General features: G+C 68.9%; 15 protein-coding genes. 3 read left to right on the forward strand and 12 right to left on the reverse strand.

Annotated features, from left to right (window positions below):
- Nucleotides 1-96: 96 nt before the first annotated feature.
- The 4 genes from coaD to JHD82_RS12160 form a co-directional block, all read right to left on the reverse strand.
- Complete coding sequence (gene coaD, locus JHD82_RS12145) at nucleotides 97-597, reverse strand: pantetheine-phosphate adenylyltransferase (protein WP_013803934.1); 501 nt, start codon at nucleotides 595-597, stop codon at nucleotides 97-99.
- Nucleotides 598-727: 130 nt separating this feature from the next.
- Nucleotides 728-1,438, reverse strand: a complete 711-nt coding sequence (gene rsmD / locus JHD82_RS12150; RefSeq protein WP_199136669.1) for a 16S rRNA (guanine(966)-N(2))-methyltransferase RsmD — start codon at nucleotides 1,436-1,438, stop codon at nucleotides 728-730.
- Nucleotides 1,435-2,796, reverse strand: a complete 1,362-nt coding sequence (locus JHD82_RS12155) for a pitrilysin family protein (RefSeq protein ID WP_199136671.1) — start codon at nucleotides 2,794-2,796, stop codon at nucleotides 1,435-1,437. Before JHD82_RS12155 ends, rsmD begins: the two co-directional genes overlap by 4 nt.
- Before the next feature lie 26 nt (nucleotides 2,797-2,822).
- Complete coding sequence (locus JHD82_RS12160) at nucleotides 2,823-4,301, reverse strand: pitrilysin family protein (RefSeq protein ID WP_199136673.1); 1,479 nt, start codon at nucleotides 4,299-4,301, stop codon at nucleotides 2,823-2,825.
- A 28-nt stretch (nucleotides 4,302-4,329) separates the two neighbouring features.
- On the opposite strand from JHD82_RS12160, the gene ftsY reads away from it, so the two are divergent.
- Together ftsY and JHD82_RS12170 are read left to right on the forward strand one after the other, a co-directional pair.
- Nucleotides 4,330-5,550: a signal recognition particle-docking protein FtsY gene (ftsY, locus tag JHD82_RS12165; protein WP_199136675.1), complete on the forward strand. Its 1,221-nt coding sequence runs from the start codon at nucleotides 4,330-4,332 to the stop codon at nucleotides 5,548-5,550.
- 239 nt (nucleotides 5,551-5,789) lie between these two features.
- Nucleotides 5,790-6,779 carry a tripartite tricarboxylate transporter substrate binding protein gene (locus JHD82_RS12170; protein ID WP_199136677.1) on the forward strand — a complete coding sequence of 330 codons (990 nt, stop codon included), beginning with the start codon at nucleotides 5,790-5,792 and terminating at the stop codon, nucleotides 6,777-6,779.
- On the opposite strand, the gene cutA is transcribed toward JHD82_RS12170, so the two are convergent.
- The 8 genes from cutA to JHD82_RS12210 form a co-directional block, all read right to left on the reverse strand.
- Nucleotides 6,766-7,164: a divalent-cation tolerance protein CutA gene (gene cutA, locus JHD82_RS12175; protein WP_199136679.1), complete on the reverse strand. Its 399-nt coding sequence runs from the start codon at nucleotides 7,162-7,164 to the stop codon at nucleotides 6,766-6,768. The two genes, JHD82_RS12170 and cutA, sit on opposite strands and share 14 nt — an antisense overlap.
- 52 nt (nucleotides 7,165-7,216) lie before the next feature.
- Nucleotides 7,217-8,242 carry a 2-dehydropantoate 2-reductase gene (locus JHD82_RS12180; protein ID WP_199136680.1) on the reverse strand — a complete coding sequence of 342 codons (1,026 nt, stop codon included), beginning with the start codon at nucleotides 8,240-8,242 and terminating at the stop codon, nucleotides 7,217-7,219.
- An 18-nt stretch (nucleotides 8,243-8,260) separates the two neighbouring features.
- Nucleotides 8,261-9,094 (reverse strand): class II aldolase/adducin family protein, encoded by an 834-nt coding sequence (locus tag JHD82_RS12185; protein ID WP_269848140.1) that lies wholly within the window; start codon nucleotides 9,092-9,094, stop codon nucleotides 8,261-8,263.
- The gene (locus JHD82_RS12190) at nucleotides 9,087-9,644 is read right to left on the reverse strand and encodes a MarR family winged helix-turn-helix transcriptional regulator (RefSeq protein ID WP_199136683.1); all 558 of its coding nucleotides are present in this window, start codon (nucleotides 9,642-9,644) and stop codon (nucleotides 9,087-9,089) included. Before JHD82_RS12190 ends, JHD82_RS12185 begins: the two co-directional genes overlap by 8 nt.
- A 174-nt stretch (nucleotides 9,645-9,818) precedes the next feature.
- Nucleotides 9,819-11,054: a dienelactone hydrolase family protein gene (locus JHD82_RS12195; protein WP_199136685.1), complete on the reverse strand. Its 1,236-nt coding sequence runs from the start codon at nucleotides 11,052-11,054 to the stop codon at nucleotides 9,819-9,821.
- Between the two features lie 59 nt (nucleotides 11,055-11,113).
- On the reverse strand, nucleotides 11,114-11,641 hold the full coding sequence (locus JHD82_RS12200; RefSeq protein ID WP_096915392.1) for a flavin reductase family protein: 528 nt from the start codon (nucleotides 11,639-11,641) through the stop codon (nucleotides 11,114-11,116).
- A 14-nt stretch (nucleotides 11,642-11,655) separates the two neighbouring features.
- The gene (locus JHD82_RS12205) at nucleotides 11,656-12,951 is read right to left on the reverse strand and encodes a styrene monooxygenase/indole monooxygenase family protein (protein ID WP_199136687.1); all 1,296 of its coding nucleotides are present in this window, start codon (nucleotides 12,949-12,951) and stop codon (nucleotides 11,656-11,658) included.
- A 36-nt stretch (nucleotides 12,952-12,987) separates the two neighbouring features.
- Nucleotides 12,988-13,779, reverse strand: a complete 792-nt coding sequence (locus tag JHD82_RS12210) for an SDR family oxidoreductase (protein ID WP_199136689.1) — start codon at nucleotides 13,777-13,779, stop codon at nucleotides 12,988-12,990.
- A 192-nt stretch (nucleotides 13,780-13,971) separates the two neighbouring features.
- On the opposite strand from JHD82_RS12210, the gene JHD82_RS12215 reads away from it, so the two are divergent.
- On the forward strand, nucleotides 13,972-14,979 hold the full coding sequence (locus tag JHD82_RS12215) for an AraC family transcriptional regulator (protein ID WP_013803946.1): 1,008 nt from the start codon (nucleotides 13,972-13,974) through the stop codon (nucleotides 14,977-14,979).
- Nucleotides 14,980-14,994: the final 15 nt, after the last annotated feature.

Below are 14,994 nucleotides of genomic sequence, written 5' to 3' on the forward strand. Positions count from 1 at the left end.
TCCTGGCCCTTGCCGAGCCTCAGGACAGCCAGGCGGTCAGGGCATCAGGGCGCGGGATCAAGGCGGGCGATCAGGTTGTGCGATCAGCTCGTGCGATCACGACCCACGATTGGCCTGCACCTTCTGCAGAAGCCGGGTACGCACGCTGGGAGAGACAAACTTGTCGATCTCGCCATCCAGCGTGGCGATCTCGCGCACGAAGGTGCTGCTGATGAACTGGTAGCGGTCGCTGGGCGTGAGGAAGACGGTCTCCACCTCGGGCATCAGCGTACGGTTCATGCCGGCAAGCTGGAACTCGTAGTCGAAGTCGGTGACCGCACGCAGGCCGCGCACCATGGCCTTGCCGCCGCGCTCGACCACGAAGTCGCGCAGCAGGCCATGAAAGCTCTCGACCTGGACATGGGGATAGATGGACACGGCCTCGCGCACCATCTGCATGCGCTCCTCAAGATTGAACATGGTCTTCTTGTGGTGGCCTGCCGCCACGGCGACGATGACGTGGCTGAACAGCTGGGTCGCGCGGCGCACCACGTCTTCATGACCCAGCGTGATCGGATCGAAAGTTCCGGGATAGACGGCAATCACGTCGTGGCTCATGGCGGTCGCTTTCATTGGCTGCGCGTGCCCTGTCCGGCACGGATGGCGCATTATGCATTGCGCTGCAGCATGGCCGGTCGGCTGTGCGACAGCCGCGCTCCTGCCAGGGAACGCGGCCGCCGCAGCGCCTTTACTCGTCCTGCGGTGCCTTGCGCAGCAGGTGGGCGTGGACGGCGCCCGCCTTCAGATGGCGGAACAGCTGCAGGCCACCGGCCTCGGCCAGTTGCTCCTCGGTCCAGGCCTGGGGCGCCTCCAGATAGACATAGCCCGTGGCGGACACCGCCTGCGCGGCGGCCTTCAGCGCAGGCTCGAACAGATCGGCATGGTCGAAGGGCGGATCGATCAGCACCAGGTCCAGCGTGCCCGGCGCCACCTGGCGCAGGCAGCCGATGCCATCGCCGCGCAGCACGCGCACGGACTGGGCGTCCAGGCGCTCGCGCAGGCGCTGCAACTGCTGGACCAGGGCGGCGTCCTGCTCGTTCATCAGCACATTGGTCGCGCCGCGCGATGCGGCCTCGAAGCCCAGCGCGCCCGTGCCCGCGAAGGCATCCAGGCAGTGCCAGCCCGTCAGGTCCTGGCCCAGCCAGTTGAACAGGGTCTCGCGCACGCGATCCGGCGTGGGCCGCAGGCCCGGGTGCTGCGCCACGGGCAGCCGCGTGCGGCGCCATTGGCCGCCGATGATGCGGACCTCGCCCGCGCCCACCGGCGCCGGCCGTCCGGCTTTCGCCTTGGCGGCAGCAGGCGCTGCGGCAGCTGCCTTGGGTGCTGCGGCCTCGGCCGTGGCCTTTTCCAGCCAGCGCTTGCCGGCAGGGGTATGAATTTTGATGCTGTTGCGGCTCATTGTTTGCCTCCCACGACGACGGTCACCATGCGCTCGGGCTGCAGCATGCGCTGCATGGCCTCGCGCACATCACGCACGGTAAGCGCCTGCACGCGCTCGGTCCAGTGCTCCAGGTAGTCCAGCGGCAAGCCGTTCCAGGCGATGTTGGACACATTGCCCAGCAGCTTGCGGTTGCTGTCGATGCGCAGCGCAAAGCCGCCGATCAGGTTGTCCTTGGCGGCCTTGAGCTCCTTCTCGGTCGGGCCTTCGGCCACGAAGCGGCGCAGCGTGTCCTGCGACACCTTCAGGGCCTCGTCTGCCTGGTCGGGGCGCGTCTGCAGGGCGATCGTGAAGGCGCCTGCGTCCAGGCCCGGCGAGAAGTCGCTGTAGACGCTGTAGCTCAGGCCGCGCTTTTCGCGCACTTCCTCGGTCAGCCGCGAGGTGAAGCCGCCGCCACCCAGGATGTGGTTGCCCACCAGCACGGCCATGAAGTCCGGGCTGTTGCGTGCAATGCCGGGCTGGGCGATCAGCACCTGCGCCTGGGCCGAGGCGAAGGGGATGTTCTCGTTGACCGGCGCCTTGAGCGCCTGCACCTTGGGCACGTCGGGCAGGGGCGCGCAGGCACTGGCGTCCTGGCCCTGCGCCGCCTGCAGCGGAGCCAGCAGTTGCTGCACCAACTGGTCGGCCTTTTCACGGCTGACCGCACCGACGATGCTGACCTTGGCGCGGCAGGCCGCGATCAGGCGGCGGTGGAAGGACTGCATGTCGGACAGGTCGATGTGCGCGAGGCTCTCGCCCGTGGCGCGTGCGCCGTAGGGATGCGTGCCGAACACGCCCTGGCTCAGGGCCTTGCCGGCCACCGTGCCGGGGCGCGTGTCCGATTCCTTGATGGCCGCAGTCCAGCGCTCGCGCTCGCGCAGCCACACGTCCTGCGGCCAGCTGGGGGTGGCGATCTGGCGCGCCGCCAGCGCCACGGCGCGCTGCAGCAGCGCAGGCTCGGTCAGGGAGCGCAGCCCGTAGCTGAAGCTGTCGCGGCCCGCCTGCGCGCCAAAGCTGGCACCCAGATCGGCCCAGGCCTGGCCCAGGCCGTTCTCGTCCAGCGCAGGCGCATCGCCCTGGGCGGTGACGCCCTTGGAGGCCATCAGCGCCACGGCGCTGGCTAGGCCGACCTGGCTGGCGGGATCGCGCCGGCTGCCGGCATCGAAGTCCATCTGCACATCGACCATGGGAATGCCCGGGCTGTCCACCAGCCAGACCTGAGCCCCGCTGGGCTGGGTCCAGTGCTGGATGGGCAGCAGGGCCCATGCGGACGTGGCACCAAAGCCCAGGCCCACGCCTGCCAGCACCGTGCTGGCCACCATTTTTTTCATGTTCTTCATCTTCACTCCAGCGTGCTTCGGGGGCATCAATGCAGGGGTCCGCCGAGGCCGGCACCCGCATCGGGGCGACGGGGCTTGCCGCCTTCGGGCAGGGGTTGCGGCACCAGGGTGCCCACCGTGAGCTGGTCATCGCCAAAGTACTTGGCAGCCACACGCTTGACGTCATCGGGCGTGATGGTGCGCAGCTGGGTCAGCAGTTGGTCTTCCGCATCCAGCGGCATGCCCTGTATCCAGTAATTGCCCAGGCTCTGGGCCTGGCCCATGACCGAATCGCGCTCGTAGACATTGGAGGCCATCCACTGCGTCTTCACGCGCTCCAGCTCGGCGGGCTCCACGCCATCCTTGGCAACCTTGGCCACTTCGGCGCGCAATGCCGCCTCGACCTCGGCGGCAGTCTTGCCTGTGGCGGGCACGCCCGTCAGCATGAACAGGCCGGGGCCGCGGCTCATGAGGGACATGGAGCTGCCCGCGCCGTCGGCCACGCGGCCTTCGCCCTGCACCAGGGCGCGCTCCAGGCGGGCGCCGTCATAGCCGTCCAGCACGGCCGACAGAACCAGCAGCGCCAGCGCATCGCGGTCGTCGGCCTGCAGGTCGCTGACGCGCGTCAGCGAGGGCGCGCGGAAGGCCAGGGCCACCAGGGCCTGCTCGGCCGGCTGCTTGACCTCGATGCGGCGGATGCCGATCTGCGCGGGCTCGGAGCGCGGCTTGCGCACCGGCAAGGCGCGTGCGGGAATGCTGCCGTAGTACTTCTCGGCCCAGGCGCGGACCTTGGCCACGTCCACATCGCCGGCAATGACGATGGTGGCATTGCCGGGCACATACCAGCGGCCGTGGAAGTCGCGCACGTCGCCGGGCGTCAGCGCGTCCAGGTCGCTCATCCAGCCGATCACGGGGCGGTGGTAGGGCGAGGCCACGAAGGTCGCCGCCATCAACTGCTCCATGAGCACGGCGCGCGGCTGGTCCTCGGTGCGCATGCGGCGCTCTTCCTTGATGACCTCGATCTCCTTCTTGAACTCGCTGTCGGGCCAGTGGTTGTTGGCGAAGCGGTCGGATTCGAGCTTCATCACGTCTTCCAGGCGGCTGGACGGAATCTGCTGGTAGTAGCCCGTGTAGTCGCGGCTGGTGAAGGCGTTCTCCTGCCCGCCCAGCGCGGCCACGCGGCGCGAGAACTCGCCGGGAGCCACCTTGCGCGAGCCCTTGAACATCATGTGTTCGAGCGCGTGGGCCACGCCCGAGGTGCCATCGACCTCGTCCACGGAGCCCACGCGCACCCAGACCATGTGCACGGCCGTAGGCGCGCGCCGGTCGGGCTGCACGATGAGCTGCATGCCGTTCTTCAAGGTGAATTGCTGTGCCGAAGTGGCGGTGCGCGTGCCGCCGGCGGCCTGGCTGGCCACCGTCTGCAGCAGCGATGAAGGGATGGAAGAGGATGCATCCGGGGCTGCCAAAGCAGCCCCGGTGCCCATGCAGGCCATTAAGCCCAGGAGGGTGAGTGCATGTTTCATAGAATGCTGTGATTCTAAGAACCTGCCGATGTTCAGTTTTTTCAAGAAAAAGCCCACCCCCTCCGCCGCCGAGATTTCCCCGGCGGACAGCAGCGCCGCGCCTGAAAAGGCCGGCATTCCCGCAACCCCACCGAAGGACAGCCCCCCCGCCCTGCCACCGGCCGCGCCAGCAGCGCCGGCCGCCGACACCGGCAGTGCCTGGTGGCGCAAGCCCTTTGGCGGCGGCAAGGGCGATGCCGCGCCCCCCGAGACCCCGCCTGCCCCAGCTGCTGCACCCGCGTCCACCATCGCGCCTGCGGACTTCATTGCCGCGCCCGAGCCCACGGCCAAGCCCGAGGCCGAAGGTGCCAGCCGCCAGAACTGGATGCAGCGCCTCAAGACCGGCCTGCGCAAGACCGGCAGCAGCATTGCCACGGTCTTCACGGGCACGCAGATCAACGATGCGCTGTACGAGGAACTGGAAGACGCCCTGCTGATGGCCGACACCGGCGTCAAGGCCACCGAGCACCTGCTCGCCGACCTGCGCCGCCGCGTCAAGGAGGCCAAGGCCACCGACCCCGCCGCCGTCAAGGCGCTGCTGGCCGATGCCCTGGCCGACCTGCTGCGCCCGCTGGAGAAGCCGCTGGTCATCGGCGAGCACCAGCCCACCGTGATCATGGTGGCTGGCGTCAACGGCGCGGGCAAGACCACCTCCATCGGCAAGCTGACCCGCCACCTGGCCGACGAAGGCCAGAGCGTGCTGCTGGCCGCCGCCGACACCTTCCGTGCCGCCGCGCGCGAGCAGCTTGGCGTCTGGGCCAACCGCAACACGGTGGAGATCGTCAGCCAGGAAGGGGGCGATCCTGCGGCCGTGAGCTTTGACGCCGTCACCGCCGGCCGCGCGCGCAAGAAGGATGTGGTGCTGGTGGACACGGCTGGCCGCCTGCCCACCCAGCTGCACCTGATGGAAGAGCTGCGCAAGATCCGCCGCGTGGTCAGCAAGGCCGACGCCACGGCACCCCATGAGGTGCTGCTGGTCATCGACGGCAACACCGGCCAGAACGCGCTGGCCCAGGTGCGCGCCTTCGACGATGCGCTGCAGCTCACGGGCCTGATCGTCACCAAGCTCGACGGCACGGCCAAGGGCGGCGTGCTGGCTGCCATTGCCCAGGAACGGCCGATCCCCGTGTACTTCATCGGCGTGGGCGAAAAGGTCGAGGACCTGGAAACCTTCAACGCCCGGGAATTCGCGCAGGCGCTGCTGTCCTGAGGCCACCCGGCACACCACCACCCAAAGGAGCGCGCTGCGCTCCTTTTTTCATGGGCATGCGAGCGCAGCGAAGGCCCAGGCATGCAGGCAAGGGTTTTCCCTTGATTCGAATCAAGCCGCAGGTTTTATGCTTTGCATTTGATTTATAAGAAGAACGTTGTTTTATACAAGAAACAATCGATAGCCCTCAGGCATTTCTTTTGCTTGTACCTGCCTTGCCTTGTTCCCCGGAGTTCCCCATGAAAGCCCCCACCTTGCTCGGCGCTGCCGCCCTGCTGGCCGCAGCCGCATGCCAGAGCGCCCTGGCCCAGGATGCCGCCGCCCAGCAGCAACTGGCCGCCAAGCCTTTCACCATCGTCGCGCCCTTTCCGCCCGGAGGCCCGGTCGATGCGCTGGCCCGCCTGCTGTCCACGGGATTGGCCGAGCGCTACAAGCAGACTTCGGTGGTGGAGAACAAGCCCGGGGCCAACGGCAATATCGGCATCGACATGGTCAAGCGTGCCGCGCCGGACGGCCATACGCTGCTGGTCGTGCCACAGGGCAACCTGACCATCAATCCCACGCTGCTGGCCAGGCCCGGCTACAGCGTGGAGGCGGACTTCGCGCCCGTGGCCTCGCTGGCCAAGGCGGCCAATGTGATCGCCGTGCACCCTGGCGTGCCCGCCAAAACGGTGCAGGAGCTGGTGGCCCTGTCCAAGGCCAGGCCGGCCACCATCAGCTATGCCTCGCCCGGCGTGGGCTCCAGCCTGCATCTGGCCGGCGAGCTGTTCAAGCAGCAGACCGGCGCCGACATCCTGCACGTGGCCTACAAGGGCACGGCGCCCGGCCTCAACGATGTGCTGGGCGGCACGGTGCCAATGATCGTGGGCAATGTGCCCGCGCTGCTGCCGCATGTGCAGTCGGGCAAGCTGCGTGCGCTGGCCGTGACCGACCCGGCCCGCAGCAAGTACCTGCCTGATGTGCCCACGCTGGCCCAGGCGGGCGTGCCGGGCATTGCCATCTCGTCCTGGTACGGCGTGATGGCGCCAAAGAAGACGCCGCCGGCCGTGCTCAAGCAGCTGGAAAAGGATATTCAGGAGATCTTCAACACGCCGGCCGTGGTCAGGCAGCTGGACCTGCAGGGGATCGAGCCGTGGGTGGTCACGGGCAGCGCCTTCGGCGAGCTGATCCGCAAGGAGACAACGACCTGGGTGCCCGTGATCAAGGCCGCCAACGTCACGCCGCAGTGATGCGGGGCGCGGCGGCCATTTCTGCAGTGTCCGCCACGTCCCGGGTCGAGACCTGGGAGCGCAGCCACTGCGCATAGTCGGCCATGCAGCGCTCGGTTCGCATGGTGATCTGCGGCACGCTGTAGCTGTGGCCGGCGCGCAGCAGCCGGGCAAGGCGCTCCAGCACGTCGGGCAAGGTCTTGCAGACCAGCCGCCACTCGGGCGTGGCGTGCATCTCGCCCTCCCACACGTAGTGCGAGGTGATGGGCTCCACCTGCACGCAGGCCGCGGCCTGCTGCTGCACCAGGCTGCGCGCCAGATGGGCGGCCTCCTCGGCGCTGGGGACGGTGGTGGCCACCACGCACAGCGTGGACCAGGGCGAGGCGGGGTTCTTGGCGGAAGTCATGGAGGCGTAGTCTACGGTTGCGCGCTGCAGGCCGGTAGGGGCCTTTGCGGCGTCAGGCCATCAGCCCCTTTTGCCGCGCCTGCAGCCGTGCCAGGCCCAGCAGCGCATCCGTGAAGGGCGTGTCCACGCCGCACAGCTGGCCCATTTCGCGCACCGCGCCCACCAGGGCGTCGAGTTCCACGGGCTTGCCCGCTTCCACGTCCTGCAGCATGGAGGTCTTGAAGGCGCCCAGCTTGAGCGTGACCGCATGGCGGTCTTCGGGCGATTCGTTGATGGGCAGGCCGATGCGCGCACCGATCTCCTTGGCCTCCAGCATCACGCGCGTGATCAGGCCGCGCACCAGGTCGTCGCCCAGGATGCGGTCCGAGGTGGCACCCGTCAGCGCGCTGACGGGGTTGACGGTCATGTTGCCCCAGAGCTTGTACCAGGCGTCGCGCTGGATGTTGTCGGAGACCTTGGCCTCAATGCCGCCACGCTGCAGCAGTTGGGCCAGTGCCGCCAGGCGTGGTGTGGGCGTCTGGCCGGGGCCGTTGGCCAGGGGCTCGCCCAGGATCAGGCTGTTGCCGAAGTGCCGACGCACCACGCCCGGCGCATCGTTGGAGCAGCTGGCATGGACCACCGAACCCAGCACCTGGCCCAGCGGTATGGCTTGCGCAATGCGGCCTTCAGGGTCCACGGCTTTCAGCTGCCTGCCGCGCACGCTGGCATCGACACCGCCGTGCAGGAACCACCAGGGCACGCCGTTCATGGCCGTGAGCACCACGGTCTGCGGGCCGATCAGCGGGGCGATGCGCTCGGCCACATCGGGCATGCCCGGCGCCTTGACGGAGATGATGACCAGGTCCTGCACGCCCAGGGCGGCCGGGTCCTGTTCGGCACGCAGCGCGAAGTGCTCGCGCTGCTCGCCGTGCACGAGGGTCAGGCCCTGGGTGCGCAGGGCCTGCAGTGCAGCGCCGCGCGCCACGGCGCTGAGCTGGCAGCCGGCGCGGGCCAGGGCCGCGCCCATCCAGCCGCCGATGGCACCGGCGCCGAAGATGCAGGCCTTGTCGAATGAAATGCTTGTCTGTTCCATGGTCATGCGCGGGAAGCTCCGGGTTCAAAGATCGAGATAGCTGCTGTCGCGCCGGTTCACGCGGCGCACCAGGTGGTCGAACACATCACGGGCACCGCCGTGGCTGTCGTTGAAAGTCAGCGAGTCCTCGTTGCAGCGCCGCGCCATGGCGTCGGAGACCATGCGCGGCGCCCCCATGGACAGGGTGGCCATCTGCACGTCGCAGGCGCGCTGCAGCGTCCACAGCACCACGAAGGCCTGGGGCAGGTCGCTGCCCCAGCTGAGCAGGCCATGGTTGCGCAGGATCACGGCCTTGCGGTGGCCGATGCTGGCCAGCAGGCGCGGCCCTTCGTCGGCATGGATGGTGATGCCCTCGAAGTCATGGTAGGCCACCATGCCGTGCAGCTGGGCGCTGTAGAAGTTGCTTTGCGACAGGCCCTGCTCCAGGCAGGCCACGCCCATGCCCGATGTGGTGTGCGTGTGCATCACGCAGTGCGCGCCCGGCAGGCCGTCGTGGATGGCCGCATGCACCACGAAGCCAGCCGGATTCACCGGATGCCGCGAGCCGTCCAGCACCTCGCCGCGCACATTGATGCGTACCAGGTTGCTGGCCGTGACCTCTTCGTAATGCAGGCCGAAGGGATTGATCAGGAACTGCTTTTCACCGCCCGTCACGCTGTCGGGCAGGCGCACCGTGATGTGGTTGTAGATCAGTTCGTCCCAGCCCAGCATGGCAAAGACGCGGTAGCAGGCGGCCAGTTCGATGCGGGCGGCCCGCTCATCAGGGTGCATGGAGCAATTCATGGTGTGGCTCGTGGGGTGGGTTCTGAGGTGGGGCTTGAGGTGGGTTGTGCAGTGGCTTGTGGGGAAATCAGGCATCCAGCCCCTGGTCCAGCCCCTGGTCCAGCGCCTGGTCCAGCGCCTGGGAGGCACGGCCCAGCTTGTCCAGGATGCGGTCCAGCATGGCGCGCTCATCGGCCGTCAGGGCATTGAGCAGGGCCGCCTGGTAGGGGCGTGCGCGGGACAGCACCTCGTCGAAGAGCGCCTGCCCTGCTTCGCTCAGCTGCAACAGGTGGCGCCGCGCGTGCTGCGGATCGGCGCGGCGCAGCACCCAGCCCCGGTCGATCAGCGGCTGCAGCGCGCGGCTGATCTGGGCCTTGTCCATCAGGCTCAGGCGTGACAGCGCGCTGGCATGCAGCTCGCCATGGCGCTGGATCTGGCCCATGAGCCGCCACTCGGTCAGCCCCACGGGCGATGCCGGCGCGATGTAGTGGCGCGTCACCTGGGTCTGCAGCGCATTGGACAACGCGCCCAGGCGGAAGGTGATGAAGTCCTCCAGCGCCAGCGTCTGGGGGCAGACCTGCGTGTCCGGTGCAGGGCCGGTGGCGGCATCGGCGGCAGGGATCGTGGATGTGCGTGGGCGGGGCATTGGGCGGAGGGAACCGGGCGGCGATGGCGATGGCGATTGCGATTGCGATTGCGATTGCGATGGCCGCATGATCCACCAATGTTGACATATCAACATTGGTGGCAACCCTGAGAGCCCTGGCGGCCTGCAGGCCGCCAGCGGGCGCAGGGTAAAACCCATGCGCCCGCGCCGCGCTCAGCGCTTGAGCAGTTCGTTGGAGGGCAGGGTCTCGTCCAACAGCTTGCGGGCCGTCTCCACGCCCGCCACGGGCAGCAGCGCCGGGTCCAGCAGGCCCACCTGCACCAGCACGCTGGCCTGGTCCCAGTAGATGTGCTCGTGGTAGAGCTTGTCGCCCCGGAACTTGACCACGGCCAGCAGCGGGATCTCCACGCGCCGTCCCGTGGGACGCACGCCGGGCAGCATCCACGGGATCTCGGTGGTGTGCGTGAAGCAGAACAGCATCTCGTCCACCACCTGCGAGGCCCCCACCGTGCGTGAAATCGGGGTCAGCGACGTGTCGGGCGGATTGCTGTTGACGAAGTGGTTCGTGTAGAAGGCGTGCAGGTTGCTGAAGCCCACGCCGCCGGTCATGGTGGGGATGTGGTTCACATAGGGCTCGGCCACCATGGTGGCCATGGTGTCGTCCACGTTGCGCGTGGCGAATTCGTACTCGCAGTGCTTGTCCCACAGCGCGGCCAGGTCGAAGTGCGGGCCGATGGCGGACTTGAGCGTGGCAATGCTGCGCTCGTGCGCCATCAGGGCCGAGGCGCGGTGGAAATGGTCGCCGCCCTTGCGCGCGAAGGCATGGTCCACGCCCGGATAGACATGCACGGCCACGCCGGGGCGCCCGCCCAGCGCCTGGACGATGCGCTGGCGCGCCTCGGGCGGGCAGAAGGCGTCGAGCTCGGCCACATGCAGGGTGAGCGGGCAGCGGATGCGCTCGGCCTCGTCCAGCGCCGCCTCGATGCCCACGCCGTAGTAGCCGACCACCGCATCGGCATCGGTGCGGCAGGCGGCCAGGTAGGCCAGCTTGCCGCCCAGGCAAAAGCCCAGCACGCCGGCCTTGCCGTCCGTGACGTCGGGGCGCTGGCGCAAGGCGTTCAGGCAGGCCTGGATGTCCTGCACGCCCAGGGCCTCGTCGAATCCCTTGTAGAAGCCGAAGGCGCGCTCCCAGTCCGCCGGCGTGTAGCCCAGCTCCACATCGGGCTGCTGGCGCCAGAACAGGTCGGGCACCAGCACCACGTAACCTTCTTCGGCGTAGTAGTCGGCCACCTCGCGCATGGTGGCGTTGACGCCGAAGATCTCCTGCGCCAGCACCAGGCCGGGGCCGCTGCCCGAGGCCGGCACGGCCAGGTAGGCGTTGAAGCTGCCGCTGCCGTCCAGCGCGTTGATGCGCACATGGCGGCTGGCCGGGGGTTCTTTCTGCTGCATGGGGTTGTCTCCGTTTCAAAGGGTGGGGAAAGCTGCGGTGCCGCTTTTTTCATGACCCGTCATACGCATTCGGGGTGCCGCACCGTCACCTGATAGTAGCCCGCGTGAAAGGCCAGGGGCTCGCCGTCGAAGCGTTCGCAGCGCTCGACCTGGCCGATGAAGATGAGGTGGTCGCCGCCATCGTATTGCCGGACGTTGCGGCAGACGAAGCGGGCCAGCACGCCATCGATCAGGGGCACGCCGGCCGGGCCTTCCGCGCAGTCCAGGCCGACGAACTTGTCTTGCTGCGGCGTGGAAAAGCGCCGCGACAGAAGGTGCTGGCCCGCAGCCAGCACGTGGATGGCGAAATGGCTGGCGCCCTGGAAATCGCAGACGCTGGGCGCCTGGCGCGCCAGGCTCCACAGCACCAGCGGCGGGTCCAGCGAGACCGAGGAGAACGAGTTGGCCGTCATGCCCACGCGCCGCCCGTCCGGCGCGCGCGTGGTGATGACGGTCACGCCCGTGGTGAACTGGCCGAAGGCCTTGCGCAGCTCGCGCGGATCGAAGGAGCAGGCCGGGGCGGCGGCCGGGGTGTCGCATGTGCTCATGGCGGCCTCTGCGGCTAGGCGGGGACGGCTGCCATGGCGGCGATGGCCGCGCAGCTGTCGATGTAGTGGTCCGCCTCGCCCGCATCCGCGAACCAGGGGAAGAAGGTGCGCGGGTCGTCGAAGCCGTTGGCAAGGGCGCTGGCCAGCGGTGCCAGCGTGCCCGCGCTGGCCAGCAGCTTGAGCACATGGGGCGGCGGTGGCGCCAGCAGCATGTTGGTCCACTGCGTAACCCATTGCGCATAGCCGAACCAGTAGCGGTCGAAGGTCTGCTGCATCCAGGCGGCGTCGAATGCGCCATTGCCGTCGCCACTACCGTCACCATGGCCGCGCGCCAGGATGCTGCGCAGATAGGTGTCGGCGCACTTGGCCGCGTTGTTGGAGCCCTGGCCCGTGATGGGGTCGTTGAGCACCACCACGTCGCCCATGCCCAGCACCTTGCGCCCCGACGGCAGTGTGGCCACGGGCTTGCGCACCGTGGGGGCGAAGCGGCCCGCGAGGATGCCGTTGTCATCGGTCAGCGCAATGTCGCGGCAGCGCTCGGCCTCCCAGGGCACGAAGGTGTCGAGGATCCAGCGGCTGCGCTCCAGGTGCTGCTCCGGTGTCTTCACATCGCCCCAGCAGTCCATGGGGCCGCCGGGCACGCCCTCGAACACCATGATCTCGCAGGGGCCCGTGGTCGTCAGCGCAGGGAACACGAAATACTCGCCCACGCCCGGCAGCAGGTTGAAGGACACGGCGGAGAACGGCTCGCGCGGCTTCATGCCCGTCACATAGGTCAGCGCCAGCGCGCGCTGGGGCTGGTCGAAGCGCGAGCGGTGGGCATCGCGCTCGAACAGCCTCGATATCTCGCCCTTGCCGCTGGCGACCAGGGTCAGGTCATGGCTGCGCGTGCATTCCTCCAGTTCGGCGATGCCCGCGTCCTTGAGCACCAGCTCGCCGCCCTGGCGGCGGAAGTCGTCCATCCATGCGGGGATCTTCAGGCGCTGGTCCACGGACTGCGCGCCCGCGTTCAGCCGCGCGGCCCAGTCGATGGCCTTGCCGGCCGCTTTCTCGCCGTGTTGCCCAGGGTGCGGCACGCACAGGCCGATGCCCTCGACCACCGGGCATTCGCGCGACCAGTGGTCCAGGCCCAGGCCGCGCTCTATCTGCAGCGCGCTGTCGAACATGCACTGGCTGGACATGACCCGGCCCTGGGCGATGTCCTGCGCCGTGCGGTTGCTCAGTATCGTGACCTGATGGCCCGCGGCCAGCAGGCCCAGGCCCAGTTGCAGGCCCGACTGGCCGGCTCCGACGATGGCGATTTTCTTCATGGCTGTCTCCTTGCGGCTCCGTGTCCGTACTGCGTGCTAGTCCATCAATTGGGGAATGGCGGCCACGGCGCGCTCGGGCCCCATGGCGCCGTAGCCGCCGTCCACCGCGTAGTCGGCCCCCGTCACGAAGCTGGCATGGTCCGAGCACAGGAACAGCACCACCTGCGCCACCTCGTGCGGATCACCCACGCGGCCCAGCAGGTGAAAGGGCGCGGCCACGCGGTCGGTCTTGGCGCGGTCGCCGCCACTGAGCCGGTCCATCACCGCCGACCAGGTCCAGCCCGGACAGACGCTGTTGACGCGGATGCCATCGGCCGCCAGGTCCATGGCCATGCTGCGCGTGAGCTGCTTCATGGCCGCCTTGCTGGCCGGGTAGAGCCAGCGCCCCGTCTGCGCGGCCTCGGAGGAGATGCTGGTGAAGTTCACCACGGCCCCGCCACCGGCAGCCACCATGTGCGGGTGCACGGCCTGCAGCATGGCCACGGCACTGGCGACGTTCACGTTGAACGAGGCCAGCCAGTCGGCACGCGGCGACTGCAGGCCTTCGTCTACATACGAGCAGGCCAGGTTGACCAGGATTTGCACGCCGCCGTGCCGGCTGCATGCCTGCTGCACGCAGGCGGCGACCTGCGCGTCGTCGGTGATGTCGGTGCGCACGAAAAGCGCGCCCTCGCCCAGCGCATCGGCCAGCGCCTGGCCGTTGTCGGCATCGATGTCGGCAATGACCACCTTCACGCCGGCCGCGTGCAGCGCACGCACCACGCCGGCGCCTATCAGGGTGGAGCCGCCGGTGACGATGGCGCTTTTGCCTTCGAGTCCCTTGAACATGACGCTTGTTCTCCCGTGTGGATGCCAGGCCGGGCTGGCCTGTGCAGCACACGTTACGGGGGGCCGGGCCGCGCAGGCATCCGGCAAGCGCAGGCACTGTCCCTGGCGCGCAGAAATCGGCTCCCGGGGAATGGTCCGAATTGTGGGAGCGGGTGGTTTTTGCTACGTTCTGCCCAGCCTATGGAACACGCCATGCACACACCGCTGCCGCTGCAGCGCTACCGGCTTTTCGAGAGCCACGACATGGACGAGGCCCGCGAAAGCGTGGCGCGCGTCTTCTGTCCGCATGGCCTGGGCATGCTGCGCCCGCGCGCCGAGCTGGACGCCTGCCACCACAGCGCGCCGCTTTCCCGCAACGTCAGCCTGAACTATGTGCAGTACGGTCCCGGCGTGCACATCGAGCCCGGCTACCTGCGGGACTTCTTCCTGCTGCAGATTCCCCTGCGCGGCAGTGCCGAGATCCGCTGCGGCGCGCAGCAGGTGGATGCCACGCCGCGCCTGGCCTCCCTGCCCTCGCCGACCGAGCCGCTGTCCATGCGCTGGGCCGACGACAGCCCGCACCTGATCGTGCGCATGGCCCGCCCGGCCCTGGTGGCGCGGCTGGAGGCGCTGCTGCAGGCGCCCGCAGGCCGGCCCCTGGTGTTCGATCTGGGCGTGCCGCTGGACCAGCCGGCGCTGGCACCGCTGGTGCATTTCATCGACTGCCTGCGGCACACGCTGGATGCGGGCAACGCCCTGCAGGCCACGCAGGCGCTGGCCCAGCATGCGGAGGAATACCTGCTGACCAGCCTGCTGATGTCGGCCACGCACAGCCACAGCCGCGCACTGGCCGGGGACAGCCGGCGCAGCCTGCTGCCGCGCGGCGTGCGCAAGGCCCAGGAGTACATGCAGGCCCATGCCGACCAGCCCCTGTCGCTGGCCGATGTCTGCCGCGAGGCCGGCTGCAGCGCGCGCACGCTGCAGGCCGCCTTCCGCCAGCACGCGGGCATGGGGCCCATGGATTTCCTGCGCCAGCTGCGGCTGGACCGGGTGCGCGCCGAACTCCAGGCGGCCAAGGGCCCGGGCGCCGCAGCCGGCTCCGGCGTGCGCGACGTGGCGCAGAAATACGGCTTCCTGCACCTGGGCCACTTCGCGGCCCAGTACCGCAGCCGCTTCGGCGAGCTCCCGTCCGAGACGGCGAGCCGCCGCGTGCAGGCCTGAGGGCCTGCCTTTGCC

Origin of the sequence: Delftia sp. ASV31 (genome assembly GCF_016428765.1) — a bacterium.
GTDB classification, from domain to species: Bacteria; Pseudomonadota; Gammaproteobacteria; order Burkholderiales; family Burkholderiaceae_C; genus Comamonas; species Comamonas acidovorans.